Source organism: Halobacillus halophilus (assembly GCF_020171985.1).
GTDB classification, from domain to species: Bacteria; Bacillota; Bacilli; order Bacillales; family Halobacillaceae; genus Halobacillus; species Halobacillus halophilus_A.
This window is the reverse complement of record NZ_JAIVAL010000016.1, coordinates 58,810-75,743: the sequence shown is the minus strand read 5'-3', so window position 1 is coordinate 75,743 and position 16,934 is coordinate 58,810. Positions and strand designations below refer to the sequence as shown.

Annotated in this window: 14 protein-coding genes and 1 other annotated feature; all 14 genes read left to right on the top strand. The window is 43.6% G+C overall.

Translation table 11 applies throughout. From position 1 onward, the window contains the following. Positions 1 to 55 precede the first annotated feature (55 nt). The 14 genes from rplK to rplC all read left to right on the top strand — a co-directional run bounded on the left by rplK (position 56) and on the right by rplC (position 16,923). On the top strand, positions 56 to 481 hold the full coding sequence (gene rplK, locus LCM11_RS19395) for a 50S ribosomal protein L11 (RefSeq protein ID WP_224895896.1): 426 nt from the start codon (positions 56 to 58) through the stop codon (positions 479 to 481). A 115-nt stretch (positions 482 to 596) separates the two neighbouring features. After that, a complete protein-coding gene (gene rplA / locus LCM11_RS19390; protein ID WP_224895895.1) occupies positions 597 to 1,292 on the top strand; it encodes a 50S ribosomal protein L1 in 696 nt (231 codons plus the stop codon). A gap of 54 nt (positions 1,293 to 1,346) precedes the next feature. Further along, positions 1,347 to 1,500, top strand: a sequence feature (ribosomal protein L10 leader region). 40 nt (positions 1,501 to 1,540) lie between these two features. Beyond that, entirely contained in the window at positions 1,541 to 2,041 is a 501-nt protein-coding gene (gene rplJ / locus LCM11_RS19385; protein WP_224895894.1) for a 50S ribosomal protein L10, read from the top strand. A gap of 54 nt (positions 2,042 to 2,095) precedes the next feature. Continuing rightward, entirely contained in the window at positions 2,096 to 2,461 is a 366-nt protein-coding gene (rplL, locus tag LCM11_RS19380; protein ID WP_014641411.1) for a 50S ribosomal protein L7/L12, read from the top strand. Between the two features lie 78 nt (positions 2,462 to 2,539). After that, the gene (locus LCM11_RS19375; RefSeq protein WP_224895893.1) at positions 2,540 to 3,145 is read left to right on the top strand and encodes a class I SAM-dependent methyltransferase; all 606 of its coding nucleotides are present in this window, start codon (positions 2,540 to 2,542) and stop codon (positions 3,143 to 3,145) included. Between the two features lie 315 nt (positions 3,146 to 3,460). Beyond that, complete coding sequence (rpoB, locus tag LCM11_RS19370; protein ID WP_224895892.1) at positions 3,461 to 6,988, top strand: DNA-directed RNA polymerase subunit beta; 3,528 nt, start codon at positions 3,461 to 3,463, stop codon at positions 6,986 to 6,988. Positions 6,989 to 7,061: 73 nt separating this feature from the next. Continuing rightward, positions 7,062 to 10,670 carry a DNA-directed RNA polymerase subunit beta' gene (gene rpoC / locus LCM11_RS19365; RefSeq protein WP_224895891.1) on the top strand — a complete coding sequence of 1,203 codons (3,609 nt, stop codon included), beginning with the start codon at positions 7,062 to 7,064 and terminating at the stop codon, positions 10,668 to 10,670. Positions 10,671 to 10,812: 142 nt separating this feature from the next. Continuing rightward, a complete protein-coding gene (locus tag LCM11_RS19360) occupies positions 10,813 to 11,064 on the top strand; it encodes a 50S ribosomal protein L7ae-like protein (protein ID WP_224895890.1) in 252 nt (83 codons plus the stop codon). Positions 11,065 to 11,161: 97 nt separating this feature from the next. Then, on the top strand, positions 11,162 to 11,575 hold the full coding sequence (rpsL, locus tag LCM11_RS19355; protein WP_014641416.1) for a 30S ribosomal protein S12: 414 nt from the start codon (positions 11,162 to 11,164) through the stop codon (positions 11,573 to 11,575). A gap of 52 nt (positions 11,576 to 11,627) precedes the next feature. Further along, positions 11,628 to 12,098 (top strand): 30S ribosomal protein S7, encoded by a 471-nt coding sequence (rpsG, locus tag LCM11_RS19350; protein WP_014641417.1) that lies wholly within the window; start codon positions 11,628 to 11,630, stop codon positions 12,096 to 12,098. Between the two features lie 42 nt (positions 12,099 to 12,140). Next, entirely contained in the window at positions 12,141 to 14,219 is a 2,079-nt protein-coding gene (fusA, locus tag LCM11_RS19345; RefSeq protein ID WP_089752379.1) for an elongation factor G, read from the top strand. Positions 14,220 to 14,352: 133 nt separating this feature from the next. Then, entirely contained in the window at positions 14,353 to 15,543 is a 1,191-nt protein-coding gene (gene tuf, locus LCM11_RS19340) for an elongation factor Tu (protein ID WP_224895889.1), read from the top strand. A 407-nt stretch (positions 15,544 to 15,950) separates the two neighbouring features. Next, positions 15,951 to 16,259: a 30S ribosomal protein S10 gene (gene rpsJ / locus LCM11_RS19335; protein ID WP_014641420.1), complete on the top strand. Its 309-nt coding sequence runs from the start codon at positions 15,951 to 15,953 to the stop codon at positions 16,257 to 16,259. A 31-nt stretch (positions 16,260 to 16,290) separates the two neighbouring features. After that, the gene (gene rplC / locus LCM11_RS19330; protein WP_224895888.1) at positions 16,291 to 16,923 is read left to right on the top strand and encodes a 50S ribosomal protein L3; all 633 of its coding nucleotides are present in this window, start codon (positions 16,291 to 16,293) and stop codon (positions 16,921 to 16,923) included. Positions 16,924 to 16,934 lie beyond the last annotated feature (11 nt).

Genomic DNA, 16,934 nt, shown 5'->3' with positions numbered 1-16,934 from the left:
GAGTGGGAGGGGTAAACCCTATTACCACATCACGGACTTTAAGGAGGTGTGTCTCGTGGCTAAAAAAGTTATTAAAGTTGTAAAACTTCAGATTCCTGCAGGTAAAGCAAACCCAGCACCACCGGTAGGACCGGCACTAGGTCAAGCTGGTATTAATATCATGGGTTTCTGTAAGGAGTTCAACGCTCGTACGCAAGATCAAGCGGGTATGATTATTCCGGTTGAAATTACGGTATTTGAAGACCGTTCATTTACATTTGTTACCAAAACTCCACCAGCTGCTGTTCTTCTTAAGAAAGCGGCAGGTATCGAATCCGGTTCTGGTGAGCCGAACCGTAACAAGGTAGCTTCTGTTAATCGCGATCAAGTTCGCGAAATCGCGGAAACAAAAATGCCTGACTTAAACGCTGCTGACGTTGATGCTGCAATGCGCATGGTTGAAGGTACTGCGCTAAGCATGGGAATTACAGTTGAAGACTAATCCCACAACGTCACTCTGATGGAGTTAAAGGTTGCGAAATAGGAGTTTAACTTCTTTCGCAACCTTTATTCGTGGGAGGTTAATCCGTTAAAACCACAACAAGGAGGAAATTAAAATGGCTAAAAAAAGTAAAAGACAACAAGAACTTCAAAAACTTGTTGATCGTACGAAATCTTATAATGTACAAGAAGCAATCGATCTTGTAAAAGAGACGTCTAAAGCGAACTTTGATGAAACAGTTGAAGCGGCATTCCGTCTAGGTGTTGATCCTAAGAAAGCGGATCAGCAAATTCGCGGAGCTATGGTGCTTCCACACGGTACGGGTAAATCCCAGCGTGTTCTTGTTTTCGCTAAAGGTGATAAAGCGAAAGAAGCAGAAGAAGCAGGTGCTGACTACGTAGGCGAACAAGACCTGATTAATAGTATTAATCAAGGCTGGTTCGACTTTGATGTAGTTGTTGCTACTCCTGATATGATGGCTGAAGTAGGTAAGCTTGGCCGAGTGCTAGGACCAAAAGGTCTAATGCCAAACCCTAAAACAGGTACTGTAACGTTTGAAGTAGAGAAAGCAGTTAACGAAATCAAAGCTGGTAAAGTTGAATACCGTGTTGATAAAGCTGCTAACATCCACGTTCCAATCGGAAAAGCTTCTTTCGACAAAGAAAAGCTTACGGAGAACTTCGAAGCGATCACAGATGCCCTGATAAAAGCTAAGCCTCAAGCATCAAAAGGGACTTATATGCGTAATGCTGCTGTTTCATCAACGATGGGTCCTGGAATCAAAGTTGATGTTTCCAATTTCGCTAAATAATAAAATTTAGTATTGACTTATCGTCCCTAATTAAATTATAATTAGGGACGTTGTATAAATGAATACGTTATACCGTAGACAGCAGGTGCGGAGGAAACTTCGCTTAATCTCCTGCCGAGGTGTGTGAATAAGCAGGACAGCGCTAATAACGCCCTGTTCTCTCATACGTACCTCCATGTCTGCATGGAGGTACTTTTTTATGAAACCTTCCGGAACGGTATGATGAAAAGTCAATAGGAGGTGGAAAGATGAGCAGTATTATTGAACAGAAACAGCAAATTGTTAATGAATTGGCTGACAAGTTCCGCAATAGTAAATCTGCCGTATTAGTAGATTACCGCGGTCTTGATGTTGCAGAAGTAACAGAGCTTCGTACTCAACTTCGTGAAGCGGGCGTTGATTTCAAAGTGTATAAAAACACAATGACTCGCCGCGCTACAGAAGCAGTTGAACTAAGTGAACTTCATGAAGTTCTTCAAGGACCAACTGCCCTTGCGTTCCATGAGGATGACGCTGTAGCTCCAGCAAAAATTCTAAACAATTTCGCTAAAGATCACGATAACCTTGAAATTAAAGGTGGCGTAATTGAAGGACAAGTTGCAACTCTTGAACAGCTTCAGGAACTTGCCAACATCCCAAGCTACGAAGGTCTTGTATCTATGTTCCTAAGCGTACTACAAGCTCCTGTACGAAACTTCGCATATGCTACAAAAGCTATTGCGGATCAGAAAGAAGAAGAAAGCGCGTAAATCTCGCGTTCGACTAAACTATAACCTTTAAAATTAATAAGGAGGAAATTTCTCATGTCTAACGAACAAATTATCGAAGCGATTAAAGAAATGTCTGTTCTTGAGCTTAACGACCTAGTTAAAGCAATTGAAGAAGAATTTGGTGTATCAGCTGCAGCTCCAGTTGCTGCCGGCGGTGCTGCTGCAGGTGCAGAAGCTGAAGAAGAGCAAACTGAATTCGACGTAGTACTAGAATCAGCTGGAAGCTCTAAGATCAAAGTTGTTAAAGCAGTACGTGAAATCACTGGTCTTGGTCTTAAAGACGCAAAAGATCTAGTTGATAACGCTCCTGGCGCAATCAAAGAAGGCGTTTCTAAAGAAGAAGCAGAAGAAATGAAATCTCAGCTTGAAGAAGCTGGCGCAACGATCGAACTTAAGTAATTGTATCTTTAAAGTAAAGCTCGCTGATCATCGGCGGGCTTTCTTTTGCTTACTAGATGAAAAGAGGGTGTTCGGATCATGTCGGAACATTACTATTCAAAGAAAACCGCTGCGAAAAGCGATGAAAAAAACTGGTCTTACACATTACGTGACCGCTTATTAACCTTTACTACAGATCACGCCGTTTTCTCAAAAGGTGAAGTAGATTTTGGTTCTCGTTTACTAATAGAGTCGTTTACAGCTCCGCCAGTGGACGGAAGCTTCCTTGATCTTGGATGCGGTTATGGGCCGATTGGTCTTTCCCTTGCGCTAGAATATCCAGATCGTCAGGTTGTCATGGTGGATGTAAATGAGAGAGCTTTGAATCTTGCGGAAAAGAATGCTGCTAAGAATCAGGTTACTAATGTAGAGATTAAAGAGAGTGATCGACTCCGTCAGTTGGAAGGCCGCCAGTTTGCTGTGATACTGACCAATCCCCCTATACGTGCAGGGAAAAAAGTCGTGCATGCTATGTTCGAAGAGGCTAAGAAGGCTCTTGGTAAATCCGGTGAGTTATGGGTGGTCATTCAAAAAAAGCAAGGGGCTCCTTCTGCAAAACAAAAAATAGAAGAATTGTTTGGGAATATTGAGGTCGTTCGTAAAGAAAAAGGCTACTATATTTTCAAAGCTCAAAAGTTTGACTAGGGTATTTAATTATGCTAGTATTGGAAAATGCCCATGTATGCCCGTCCTGTCAAGTCTTTTTTAGGAAAATGTATAAAAAGCTTGGTAGAAGGGTAAAATGGTGAAAATCAATAAGTGAAAGTAAATGAGGTTATCTATATCAAGTCGACCCTTTTTCTTTTTTGTCTAACGTTAGAGAGAAATGAAGAATCACCATTTGCTATAGAGGCGAATGTTTAAATAGTGCTTGTGGCAAGATCAACCGCAAGCCTGTTCGGCATGTCTTGCCGAACGCTTTTTTCGTTATTAAAATGCTTGATTTGAGGGGTGAATCAGTTGACAGGTCAACTAGTTCAGTATGGACGACACCGCCAGCGCAGAAGTTATGCTCGTATCAGTGAAGTTTTAGAGTTACCTAACTTAATTGAAATTCAGACGGCTTCCTACCAATGGTTCCTGGAAGAAGGTTTGAAGGAAATGTTCAAAGACATTTCTCCAATTGAAGATTTTACTGGTAACTTATCATTAGAGTTTGTAGACTACAGCCTTGGCGAACCAAAGTATCCAGTGGATGAGTCAAAAGATCGCGATGTAACATATAATGCACCGCTTCGTGTGAAAGTTCGTCTCTTAAACAATGAGACAGGAGAAGTGAAGGAGCAAGAAGTGTTTATGGGAGATTTTCCTCTCATGACAGACACAGGTACCTTTATCATTAATGGTGCTGAACGTGTTATCGTTTCACAGCTTGTTCGTTCTCCGAGTGTATATTACAACAAAAAGATTGATAAAAACGGTAAGAGAGGTTACACGGCTACAGTTATTCCAAACCGTGGTGCGTGGCTGGAGTTCGAAACTGATGCAAAAGACGTAGCACACGTCCGTATCGATCGTACTCGTAAATTACCAATCACCGTACTGCTGCGTGCTTTAGGATTCGGAACAGACCAGGAGATTATAGATCTTATTGGCGAAAACGAATACTTGAAAAACACGCTTGAGAAAGATAATACAGAAAATAGCGAGAAAGCATTGCTTGAAATCTATGAGCGTCTGCGCCCTGGCGAGCCGCCAACAGTAGAAAATGCTAAGAGTTTACTTGTTTCTCGTTTCTTTGATCCGAAGCGCTATGATCTAGCTCGCGTCGGACGTTATAAAATGAATAAAAAGCTTCATATAAAAGATCGACTGTTTAATCAAACGCTAGCTGAAACGTTGGTAGACGAAGAAACAGGCGAAGTACTGGCAGAAAAAGGCGATAAAATTGATCGTCGTCTGCTTAACAAATTGATTCCACATTTCGATGATGAAGAAACTACTCTAAGTGAAAGATCTCTTGATCCGGTAGAGGGAGTACTTGATGAACCAATGCGTGTACAATCGGTGAAAATTGTAGACCCTACGGATCCAGAAGGAGAGCGTTCCATTAACGTAATCGGGAATGCAAATATCGACCGTGATGTAAAGAATATTACACCGGCAGATATCATTTCTTCTATCAGTTATTTCTTTAACTTACTGCATAATGTGGGTGGAACAGATGACATTGACCACTTAGGTAACCGTCGTCTTCGTTCCGTAGGTGAACTTCTGCAGAACCAATTCCGTATTGGTCTATCCCGTATGGAGCGCGTAGTACGTGAACGTATGTCGATCCAGGACACTTCATCTATTACTCCGCAGCAGTTAATTAATATACGGCCAGTTATAGCCTCTATTAAAGAGTTCTTTGGAAGCTCACAGTTATCTCAGTTCATGGACCAGACTAACCCACTAGCGGAATTAACACACAAACGTCGTCTTTCTGCTTTAGGACCGGGTGGTTTAACACGTGAACGTGCAGGGTTTGAAGTTCGTGACGTACACTATTCCCACTACGGTCGTATGTGTCCAATCGAAACTCCTGAGGGACCAAACATCGGTCTGATCAACTCCTTATCTTCTTATGCGAAGGTAAATGAATTTGGGTTTATCGAAACACCGTATCGTCGAGTGGATCCTGATACTAACAAGGTAACCGCTCAATTTGATTATCTTACAGCAGATGAAGAAGATAATTACGTTGTAGCTCAGGCCAACGCCAAACTCGAAGAAGATGGTTCCTTTACAGATCCTGAAGTTATCGCTCGTTTCCGTGGTGAAAACACGGTAGTAAGCCGTGATCGCTTAGATTATATGGACGTATCACCGAAGCAGGTAGTATCTGCCGCAACCGCTTGTATTCCATTCTTGGAAAACGATGACTCTAACCGTTCTCTAATGGGTGCGAACATGCAACGTCAGGCTGTACCATTGCTTCAGCCGGATGCTCCACTTGTAGGTACAGGAATGGAATATGTATCAGGTAAAGACTCAGGTGCTGCTGTTATCTGCCGCAACGAAGGTATCGTTGAGCGTGTAGAAGCAAAAGAAGTGTTTATACGCCGCATATCTGAAGTAGATGGTAAAGAAGTAGAAGGCGATCTTGATCGTTACCGTCTTCAGAAATTCATCCGTTCCAACCAGGGAAGCTGCTATAACCAGCGTCCGATTGTTTCTAAAGGAGATCGTGTAACGAAAGGGGAAATCCTTGCTGATGGACCTTCCATGGACATGGGAGAATTAGCACTTGGACAAAACCCACTAGTTGCATTCATGACGTGGGATGGTTACAACTATGAGGATGCCATCATCATGAGTGAACGTCTGGTTAAAGATGACGTGTACACTTCTATTCATATTGAAGAATATGAATCAGAAGCCCGCGATACGAAACTTGGACCAGAAGAGATTACAAGAGACATTCCTAACGTTGGGGAAGATGCTCTTCGTGACTTGGATGAACGTGGAATTATCCGTGTAGGAGCTGAAGTTAGTGACGGAGACCTTCTTGTAGGTAAAGTTACTCCTAAAGGGGTTACGGAATTATCTGCTGAAGAACGTCTGCTCCATGCTATCTTTGGTGAGAAAGCGCGTGAAGTGCGCGATACATCTCTCCGTGTGCCTCACGGTGCAGGTGGAATTGTACTGGACGTTAAAATTTTCAATCGTGAAGATGGAGATGAACTTCCGCCAGGAGTTAACCAGCTGATTCGCGTGTACATCGTTCAGAAGCGTAAGATATCTGAAGGTGACAAGATGGCTGGACGTCACGGAAACAAAGGTGTTATTTCCAAGATTCTTCCGGAAGAAGATATGCCATTCTTGCCAGATGGAACTCCGGTAGACGTCATGTTAAACCCACTTGGTGTACCATCCCGTATGAATATTGGACAAGTACTTGAGCTTCACTTAGGTATGGCTGCCCGTCTCCTTGGAGAAAGAGTAGCAACTCCAGTATTTGATGGTGCTCGAGAAGAAGATGTGTGGGAGACACTTGAAGAAGCCGGCATGTCCCGCGATGCGAAGACCATTTTGTATGATGGACGCACAGGGGAACCGTTTGATAACCGTGTATCTGTCGGAGTCATGTATATGATTAAACTGGCACACATGGTTGATGACAAACTGCACGCCCGTTCTACTGGACCTTACTCTCTTGTAACCCAGCAGCCATTGGGCGGTAAAGCTCAATTTGGTGGACAGCGTTTCGGTGAGATGGAAGTATGGGCACTAGAAGCATATGGTGCTGCCTATACTCTTCAAGAAATTCTGACAGTGAAGTCAGATGACGTAGTCGGTCGTGTGAAAACGTATGAAGCGATTGTTAAAGGTGATAACGTTCCAGAACCAGGCGTGCCTGAATCCTTTAAAGTTCTAATTAAAGAGCTTCAAAGTTTAGGTATGGATGTGAAAATTCTTTCTGGTGATGAACAAGAAATAGAAATGCGGGATATCGAAGAAGAGCAAACGAAAGAATCCGAGAATTTAAACCTAGACGATTAATAGACGTATTGTTCCAGACACCCGTGTTCTAAGTTTAGGGTAAAACCCGGATACTGAAAGGGAGGTAGGCCCCTTGCTAGATGTAAACAACTTTGAGTATATGAAAATTGGTTTGGCTTCACCTGATAAAATCAGATCTTGGTCTTACGGTGAGGTCAAGAAGCCAGAAACAATCAATTATCGTACGCTAAAACCCGAAAAAGACGGGTTATTCTGCGAAAGAATCTTCGGTCCGCAAAAAGACTGGGAGTGCCACTGTGGTAAATACAAGCGTGTGCGTTATAAAGGCGTCGTTTGTGACCGTTGTGGTGTAGAAGTAACAAAAGCAAAAGTACGTCGTGAGCGGATGGGGCACTTGGAATTAGCTGCCCCAGTCTCCCACATCTGGTACTTTAAAGGTATTCCAAGCCGTATGGGTCTTGTATTAGATATGTCCCCGCGTGCTTTGGAAGAAGTCATTTATTTTGCTGCTTATATCGTAACGGACCCAGGCGAAACCGCCCTTGAGAGAAAGCAGCTGCTTTCTGAAAAGGAATATCGTTCATACCGTGAGAAATTCGGGCAGGGTTTCCAGGCAGCGATGGGTGCCGAAGCTATCCGTAAACTGCTTTTTGATATCGATCTTGAAGGAGAAGTAGAAACTCTGAAAGAGGAATTGAAAACTGCTCAGGGTCAGCGCCGCACTCGTGCTATTAAACGTTTGGAAGTGCTAGAATCTTTCCGTCATTCAGGAAACGATCCTTCATGGATGATTCTTGATGTATTGCCTGTTATTCCACCAGAGCTTCGTCCTATGGTTCAATTGGACGGCGGACGCTTCGCAACTTCTGACTTGAACGATTTATATCGTCGAGTAATTAACCGTAACAATCGTCTGAAGCGTTTGTTAGATTTAGGAGCACCGACGATCATCGTACAAAACGAGAAGCGTATGCTTCAGGAAGCTGTAGATGCCCTTATCGATAATGGGCGCCGCGGCCGTCCAGTGACAGGGCCAGGTAACCGTCCACTTAAATCTCTTTCTCACATGCTGAAAGGTAAACAGGGACGTTTCCGTCAAAACTTGCTTGGTAAACGTGTCGACTATTCTGGTCGTTCGGTTATCGTTGTAGGTCCGTCCTTGAAGATGTACCAATGCGGACTTCCAAAAGAAATGGCACTTGAACTGTTCAAGCCGTTCGTTATGAAAGAGCTCGTTTCCCGTGGACTTGCGCACAACATTAAATCCGCAAAACGTAAAATTGAACGTGTGCATCATGAAGTTTGGGACGTTCTTGAAGATGTTATTAAAGAGCACCCGGTACTACTAAACCGTGCTCCAACACTTCACCGTCTTGGTATCCAGGCGTTTGAACCTACTTTAGTAGAAGGTCGCGCCATCCGTCTTCACCCATTAGTATGTACAGCTTATAACGCTGACTTTGATGGTGACCAAATGGCGGTGCACGTGCCGTTGTCTTCCGAGGCCCAGGCAGAAGCCCGCATCCTGATGCTGGCTGCTCAGAACATTCTTAACCCTAAGGATGGTAAGCCGGTTGTTACACCATCACAGGATATGGTGCTAGGTAACTACTACCTGACGCTTGAACGTGAGGGAGCTGTCGGAGAAGGAATGTTCTTCAAAGATCTCAACGAAGCGTTAATGGCTTATCAGAATGGGTATGCGCACCTTCATACACGGGTTGCCGTACAGGCAAGCTCTTTAGGGAATGAAACCTTTACTGAAGAGCAGAATCAGCAGCTGCTTCTTACCACAGTTGGTAAGTTGATCTTTAATGAAATGCTGCCTAATTCCTTCCCGTATATGAATGAGCCAACCCAAGAGAACCTTGAGGTTAAAACACCAGATCAATACTTTGTTCCTAAAGGTACAGATATTCGTCAGGAACTATCGAACCGCGAAGAAGTATCACCATTCAAGAAAGGGATCCTGGGTGACATTATTGCAGAAGTATTTAAACGCTTCTCTATTAGTGAAACATCTAAGATGCTCGATAGAATGAAAGATCTAGGTTTTGCTTACTCTACTAAAGCAGGTATTACCGTAGGTGTATCCGACGTTGTAGTACTTCCAGAGAAGCAGGAAATTCTAGAAGAAGCTCAAGGTAAAGTTGATAAAGTTCTTAAACAGTTCCGCCGTGGTTTAATTACCGACGAAGAACGTTATGACCGAGTAATTGAAATCTGGTCCGGGGCTAAAGATGATATTCAAAACCGTTTGATGAGTTCCTTGAACCCGCGTAACCCTATATTCATGATGAGTGATTCAGGAGCACGTGGTAACGCGTCCAACTTTACGCAGCTCGCTGGTATGCGCGGTCTTATGGCCAACCCGGCTGGACGTATTATTGAACTTCCAATCAAATCAAGTTTCCGTGAAGGCTTAACAGTACTTGAGTACTTTATTTCTACACACGGTGCTCGTAAAGGTCTTGCCGATACAGCACTGAAAACAGCGGACTCTGGTTACCTGACTCGTCGACTTGTCGATGTAGCTCAAGACGTAATCGTTCGTGAAGATGATTGTGGTACAGACCGCGGATTACCAGTAAGGGCAATTACGGAAGGTTCAGAGGTAATAGAACCACTGATTGACCGTCTGATTGGCCGTACGGCATTCCAAACAGTTAAACACCCGGAAACTGGTGAAGTACTGGCTAGTCGTAATGAAGTCATTTCAGAAGATGGCGCTAAACAAATCGTAGACGCAGGTATTGAGAGCATTGTGATCCGCTCTGCCTTCACTTGTAATACCAAACACGGTGTATGTAAGAAGTGCTACGGCCGTAACCTGGCAACAGGTGACGAAGTTGAAGTCGGCGAAGCAGTTGGAATCATTGCTGCTCAGTCTATCGGTGAGCCTGGTACACAGCTTACCATGCGTACCTTCCACACTGGCGGTGTTGCCGGAGATGACATCACTCAAGGTCTTCCGCGTATCCAGGAGATTGTGGAAGCACGTAACCCTAAAGGTCAAGCCGTGATTACAGAAATCGACGGTACCGTACAGGAAGTTAACGAAGTGAAAGAAAAACAAGAGATCGTGGTTCAAGGGGCTGTAGAGAGCCGCTCTTATACGGCTCCATATGGCGCTCGTATGAAAGTTACTGTAGGAGATGCTGTGTCAGCAGGAAGTCCTCTTACAGAAGGTTCCATCGATCCGAAAGAACTATTGAACATCCAGGGACTAGATGGAGTTCAGCAATATCTTCTTAAAGAAGTACAGAAAGTATATCGTATGCAAGGTGTTGAAATCTCCGATAAGCACGTTGAGGTAATGGTTCGCCAGATGCTTCGTAAAGTACGTGTACTTGATTCTGGAGACACCGATGTACTTCCTGGATCACTTCTTGAGATCCACCAATTTAAAGAAGCGAACCAGAAGGCTCTTGTGGAAGGCGGACAGCCTGCAGTGGGTCGTCCGGTCATTCTTGGTATTACCAAAGCATCGCTTGAAACAGACAGCTTCCTGTCTGCGGCATCCTTCCAGGAAACAACGCGTGTCCTGACTGATGCAGCGATTAAAGGTAAGAGAGATGAACTACTAGGATTGAAAGAGAACGTTATTATCGGTAAGCTTGTACCAGCTGGTACGGGCATGACACGCTACCGTAAGATTCAAGCTCAGTCTGAAGGAGCACCTGAACAACAAGCTCAGCCAGAAGAAGTCACTCATTCTTAAAAAGAATAGATAGATGTTAACAAAGGGTAAAATTAATGGAAGCACAAAAAACTACCCGAAATGCAGTTGACATGCATTTTGGGTAGTGATAATATAATCAAGGTGCTTCCGTTTATCCTTGTTACTTTGGAGGATATGAAAGATGTCTTATGAAAAAGTAGCACAGGCTAAATCAGAAATAGTGATTGGGACCAAACAAACACTTAAAGCCATGAAAAATGGTGAAGTGATTGAAGTCATAACGGCTGACGATGCTGATCAGACGATGACAATGAAAGTAGTTCGACTGGCCAGGGAATTAAAAATCCCTCATACCCGTGTTTCTTCCATGAAAGAACTGGGAAACGCTTGTGGTATTGATGTTGGAGCTGCTACAGTGGCGATAAAGCAATAAAGTTTTGGCGGTAAATCGCGAAAGCTTTGTTTTTTGCCTTTTTATGAACCACCTGGATGTGTGGTATTAAGAAATGTGAAGAAGGGAGGATACAAAAATGCCAACTATTAATCAATTGGTACGTAAAGGACGCGAAAGCAAAACGAAACAAACAAACGCTCCAGCCTTGAACAAAGGCTTTAACAGCTATAAAAAACGTATGACGGATCAGTCTTCTCCACAAAAACGTGGTGTTTGCACACGTGTCGGTACGATGACCCCTAAAAAACCGAACTCCGCATTACGTAAATATGCACGTGTTCGTTTGACTAACCAGCTAGAGGTTAACGCTTATATCCCTGGTATCGGCCACAACCTCCAAGAGCACAGTGTTGTTCTTATCCGTGGCGGTAAAGTTAAAGACTTGCCAGGTGTTCGTTACCACGTTGTACGTGGCGCCCTAGACACAGCAAGTGTTGAAGGTCGCAGACAAGGTCGTTCTAAATACGGCACGAAGAAACCTAAAAAATAATTGATATTCAGATATCGATTAACTATTAAAAATATGGAAGGGAGGGGAACATATGCCACGTAAAGGTCCAGTAGCTAAACGTGATGTGTTACCAGATCCGATGTACAACTCTAAGCTTGTCACTCGTTTGATCAACCAGATTATGGTTGACGGTCAACGCGGGAAAGCACAAAAGATTCTTTATAAATCTTTCGAATTAGTTCAAGAGCGCAGCGGCAATGACGCTATGGAAATCTTCGATCAGGCTATGAAAAACGTAATGCCTGTATTGGAAGTACGCGCTCGTCGTGTTGGTGGTTCCAACTACCAAGTACCTGTAGAAGTTCGCCCTGAACGTCGTCAGGCACTAGGATTGCGTTTCATTGTTAACTATGCGCGTCTTCGCGGAGAGAAAACAATGGAAGAGCGTCTTGCTAACGAAATTCTAGATGCAGGTAATAACACGGGTGCAGCAGTTAAGCGCCGTGAAGAAATGCACAAGATGGCGGAAGCTAACAAAGCATTCGCTCACTATCGTTGGTAATCATCAAACAAATAACCTTACAATTGGAAAGGAGAAAGAATCATGCCTAGAGAGTTCTCCTTGGAAAGAACACGTAATATCGGTGTAATGGCTCACATTGATGCTGGTAAAACAACAGCCACCGAGCGTATTCTTTTCTACACAGGACGTATCCACAAGATTGGTGAAACTCACGAAGGAGCTTCCCAAATGGACTGGATGGAGCAGGAACAGGAGCGCGGAATTACGATTACTTCCGCAGCGACCACTGCTCAATGGAGAGATCACCGTATTAACATCATTGACACACCAGGACACGTAGACTTCACAGTTGAGGTTGAACGTTCCCTGCGTGTACTTGATGGTTCTGTAGCTGTACTAGATGCTCAGTCTGGTGTTGAACCACAGACGGAAACAGTATGGCGCCAGGCGACAACATACGGTGTACCTCGTATTGTGTTCGTAAACAAAATGGATAAAGTAGGAGCAGATTTCATCTACTCCCTTGGTACTCTTCAAGAGCGCCTCGGAGCTAATGCGGCTGCTGTACAACTTCCAATAGGAGCAGAAGATGAATTCGAAGGAATCATCGACTTGATTACTATGGAAGCCTACTATTACATGGATGATTTGGGTACTCGTGCGGAAGCACGTCCAATTCCAGATGAATATAAAGAGCAAGCTGAAGAGTACCGCACAAAGCTACTTGAAGCTGTAGCGGAACTTGATGAAGACTTGATGATGCAATACCTTGAAGGGGAAGAAATCACGAATGATCAGCTTAAAGCTGCCGTTCGTACAGCTACTCTAAGCGTTGATTTCTATCCTGTTTTCTGTGGGTCTGCTTTCAAAAACAAAGGTGTTCAGCTATTGATTGATGGAGTAATTGATTACCTTCCATCTCCTCTAGATGTACCTCCAATCGAAGGTCATGTTCCACAGACAGAGGAGCCTGTTGTTCGTAAAGCGGACGACAACGCGCCATTCTCTGCGCTGGCATTTAAAGTCGCAACAGACCCTTATGTAGGTAAACTTACATTCTTCCGCGTTTACTCTGGTACGCTTAATGCCGGTTCATACGTGAAGAACTCTACGAAAGATAAGCGTGAACGTGTAGGTCGTATCCTGCAAATGCACGCCAACTCTCGTGAAGAGATTTCAACAGTTTATGCTGGCGATATTGCTGGTGCTGTTGGACTTAAAGATACGGGTACAGGTGACACTCTATGTGATGAAAAGAGTCTTGTTATTCTTGAATCTATGGAATTCCCTGAGCCGGTTATCTCTGTAGCTATCGAACCAAAATCCAAAGCTGACCAAGATAAAATGGCAATTGCCCTTGGTAAGCTTGCGGAAGAGGATCCGACTTTCCAAACTGAAACGAACGTAGAAACGGGACAAACGATTATTGCTGGTATGGGTGAGCTTCACCTTGACATTATCGTAGACCGTCTTCGCCGTGAGTTTAAAGTTGAAGCGAATATCGGTGCTCCACAGGTTGCTTACCGTGAGACATTCCGTGCTAGCGCTCAAGTTGAAGGTAAATTCGTACGTCAGTCCGGTGGCCGTGGACAATTCGGTCACGTATGGGTTGAATTCGAACCTAACGACGAAGGTGCTGGATTTGAATTCGTAAACAAAATCGTTGGTGGTGTAGTACCGCGTGAATACATCCCATCCGTAGAACAGGGAATCAAAGAATCCTTGGAAAACGGAGTATTAGCCGGTTACCCAATGGTTGACATCAAAGCCACTCTATATGATGGCTCATATCACGATGTTGACTCCAATGAAATGGCCTTTAAAGTTGCCGCATCTATGGCACTTAAAGAAGCCAAAAACAAATGTAAACCAGTTCTTCTTGAACCAATGATGAAAGTTGAAGTAGTCATTCCGGAAGAATACATGGGCGATATCATGGGTGACGTAACATCACGTCGTGGACGTGTTGAAGGTATGGAAACTCGTGGTAACGCACAGGTTGTTAAAGCATTTGTACCACTATCCGAAATGTTTGGTTATGCGACAGCGCTTCGCTCCAACACACAAGGACGTGGAACTTACACGATGCACTTTGACCACTATGAAGAAGTGCCGAAGAGCATCTCAGAAGAAATCATCAAGAAAAATTCTGGTGAGTAATTGATTTTTTTGACGAGTTGAAGTATAACTTGTAATGTAAGCTTTGGAGCGCAGTTTAGACGCTCGCTCCTGAGCTTCATATAAATATTTCAATTAAAATATATAGCTACTTAATTAAAGGAGGAAATATACTATGGGTAAAGAAAAATTCGACCGGTCCAAGTCCCACGTTAACATTGGTACAATTGGACACGTTGACCACGGTAAAACAACACTAACTGCAGCAATCACTACAGTACTTCACAAGCGTTCTGGATCTGGATCTGCAATGGCTTATGACATGATCGACGGTGCTCCAGAAGAGCGCGAACGCGGAATCACAATCTCAACTGCACACGTTGAGTACGAAACTGAAAATCGCCACTATGCACACGTTGACTGCCCAGGTCACGCTGACTATGTTAAAAACATGATCACTGGTGCTGCTCAAATGGACGGCGCGATCCTAGTTGTATCTGCAGCTGACGGTCCAATGCCACAAACTCGTGAGCACATCCTACTTTCTAAAAACGTAGGTGTACCAGCAATCGTTGTATTCCTTAACAAAGTTGACATGGTAGACGACGAAGAGCTTCTTGAACTAGTAGAAATGGAAGTTCGTGATCTACTTTCTGAGTATGACTTTGATGGTGACGAAGCTCCAGTAATCAGCGGTTCTGCTCTTAAAGCACTTGAAGGCGAAGAGCAGTACGAGCAAGCAATCTATGACCTTATGGACGCTGTAGATGCGCACATCCCAACTCCAGATCGTGACACTGACAAACCATTCATGATGCCAGTTGAGGACGTATTCTCAATCACTGGCCGTGGTACTGTTGCAACAGGCCGTGTTGAGCGTGGACAAGTTAAAGTCGGTGACGAAGTTGAAATCATCGGTATGGCTGAATCAGCTCGTAAAACTACCGTTACAGGTGTTGAAATGTTCCGTAAGCTTCTAGACTATGCTGAAGCTGGCGACAACATCGGCGCACTTCTTCGTGGTGTGAACCGTGAAGACATCAACCGCGGTCAAGTACTAGCTAAACCTGGTTCTATCACTCCACACACAAACTTCAAAGCTGAAGTTTATGTACTAGCTAAAGACGAAGGTGGACGTCACACTCCATTCTTCTCTAACTACCGCCCACAGTTCTACTTCCGTACTACGGACGTAACTGGTGTTATTCAACTTCCAGAAGGCGTAGAAATGGTTATGCCTGGCGATAACGTTGAAATGACTGTAGAACTTATTTCCCCAATCGCGATCGAGGACGGAACTCGTTTCTCTATCCGTGAAGGTGGACGTACAGTAGGTTCTGGCGTTGTTAGTGAAATCACTAAATAATTGCCGATTAAATGAGTGAGTAGCAGCTTTTCAGCTGCTGCTCATTTTTTTGTGGGAAAATGGTTGAAATGAGGATTTTCATTTGTTGTAATGGAAGATGGAAATTTTGGAGCGAAATAAAATCTTCATCACAAGAAATTCAGATTATTTTATAGAAAGCACTTAAAATTTATTCCCCCTTGAAAATAGCCTCAAAGGTTAGTATAATAATTTAGGTGTTCATATATAAAAATTATGGATTTACCTTGCATTGACCGGATTTCTTCTATATAATGAGTAATGTTGGTCATAAAAGGCGATGAAGCGAAAGGTTGTTGACACACCCGGCCCCTTTGCCATGGCTAGTGAGTCAAGTTTTTTCGCGGAGAATGTCTATTTCAAAAATGGGCGAAGAAGGAGGGAAAATAATGGCAAAAGAGAAAATTCGTATTCGTTTAAAAGCGTATGATCATAGGGTGTTAGATCAATCTGCTGAGAAGATTGTAGACACTGCGAAGCGTTCTGGAGCTAATGTATCTGGTCCGATTCCGCTTCCAACTGAACGTTCTATCTATACAGTACTTCGTGCTACACACAAGTACAAAGATGCTCGTGAGCAGTTCGAAATGCGCACACACAAACGTCTTATCGACATTGTCAATCCAACACCACAAACCGTTGATTCATTGATGCGTTTGGATCTACCATCTGGTGTGGATATCGAAATCAAATTATAAATTAAACTGAACTATATAGGAGGTGTAACGGATGACGAAAGGAATCTTAGGACGCAAAGTCGGCATGACTCAAATCTTTTCTGAAGACGGTGAGTTAATTCCAGTAACAGTTGTACAAGCTGAGCCAAACGTTGTTCTTCAAAAGAAGACTACCGAAAATGATGGCTATGAAGCTGTTCAACTTGGATTTGCTGATGAAAAATCAAACCGTTTAAAGAAAGCAGCTCAAGGTCATGCTGAAAAAGCAAACACAACACCTAAGCGCTACGTTCGTGAATTCCGTAATGCAAACCTTGATGACTATGAACTTGGTCAAGAGGTTAAGGTGGATATTTTCGAAGCTGGTGATGTAATTGATGTTACAGGAACTTCAAAAGGTAAAGGATTCCAGGGTGCAATCAAGCGCCATAACCAATCTACTGGACCTATGACTCACGGTTCCCGCTATCACCGTCGTCCAGGTACAATGGGTCCGATCGATCCAAACCACGTACTAAAAGGTAAGAAATTGCCAGGACAAATGGGTAGTGAAACAGTAACACTTCAAAACCTTGAAGTAGTTAGAGTTGACGCTGAACGTAACTTGCTGCTTATCAAAGGTAATGTACCAGGTGCGAAAAAATCGTACGTTAAAGTCTCAAGTGCAATCAAGGCTAGCAAATAATTAACGGAAGG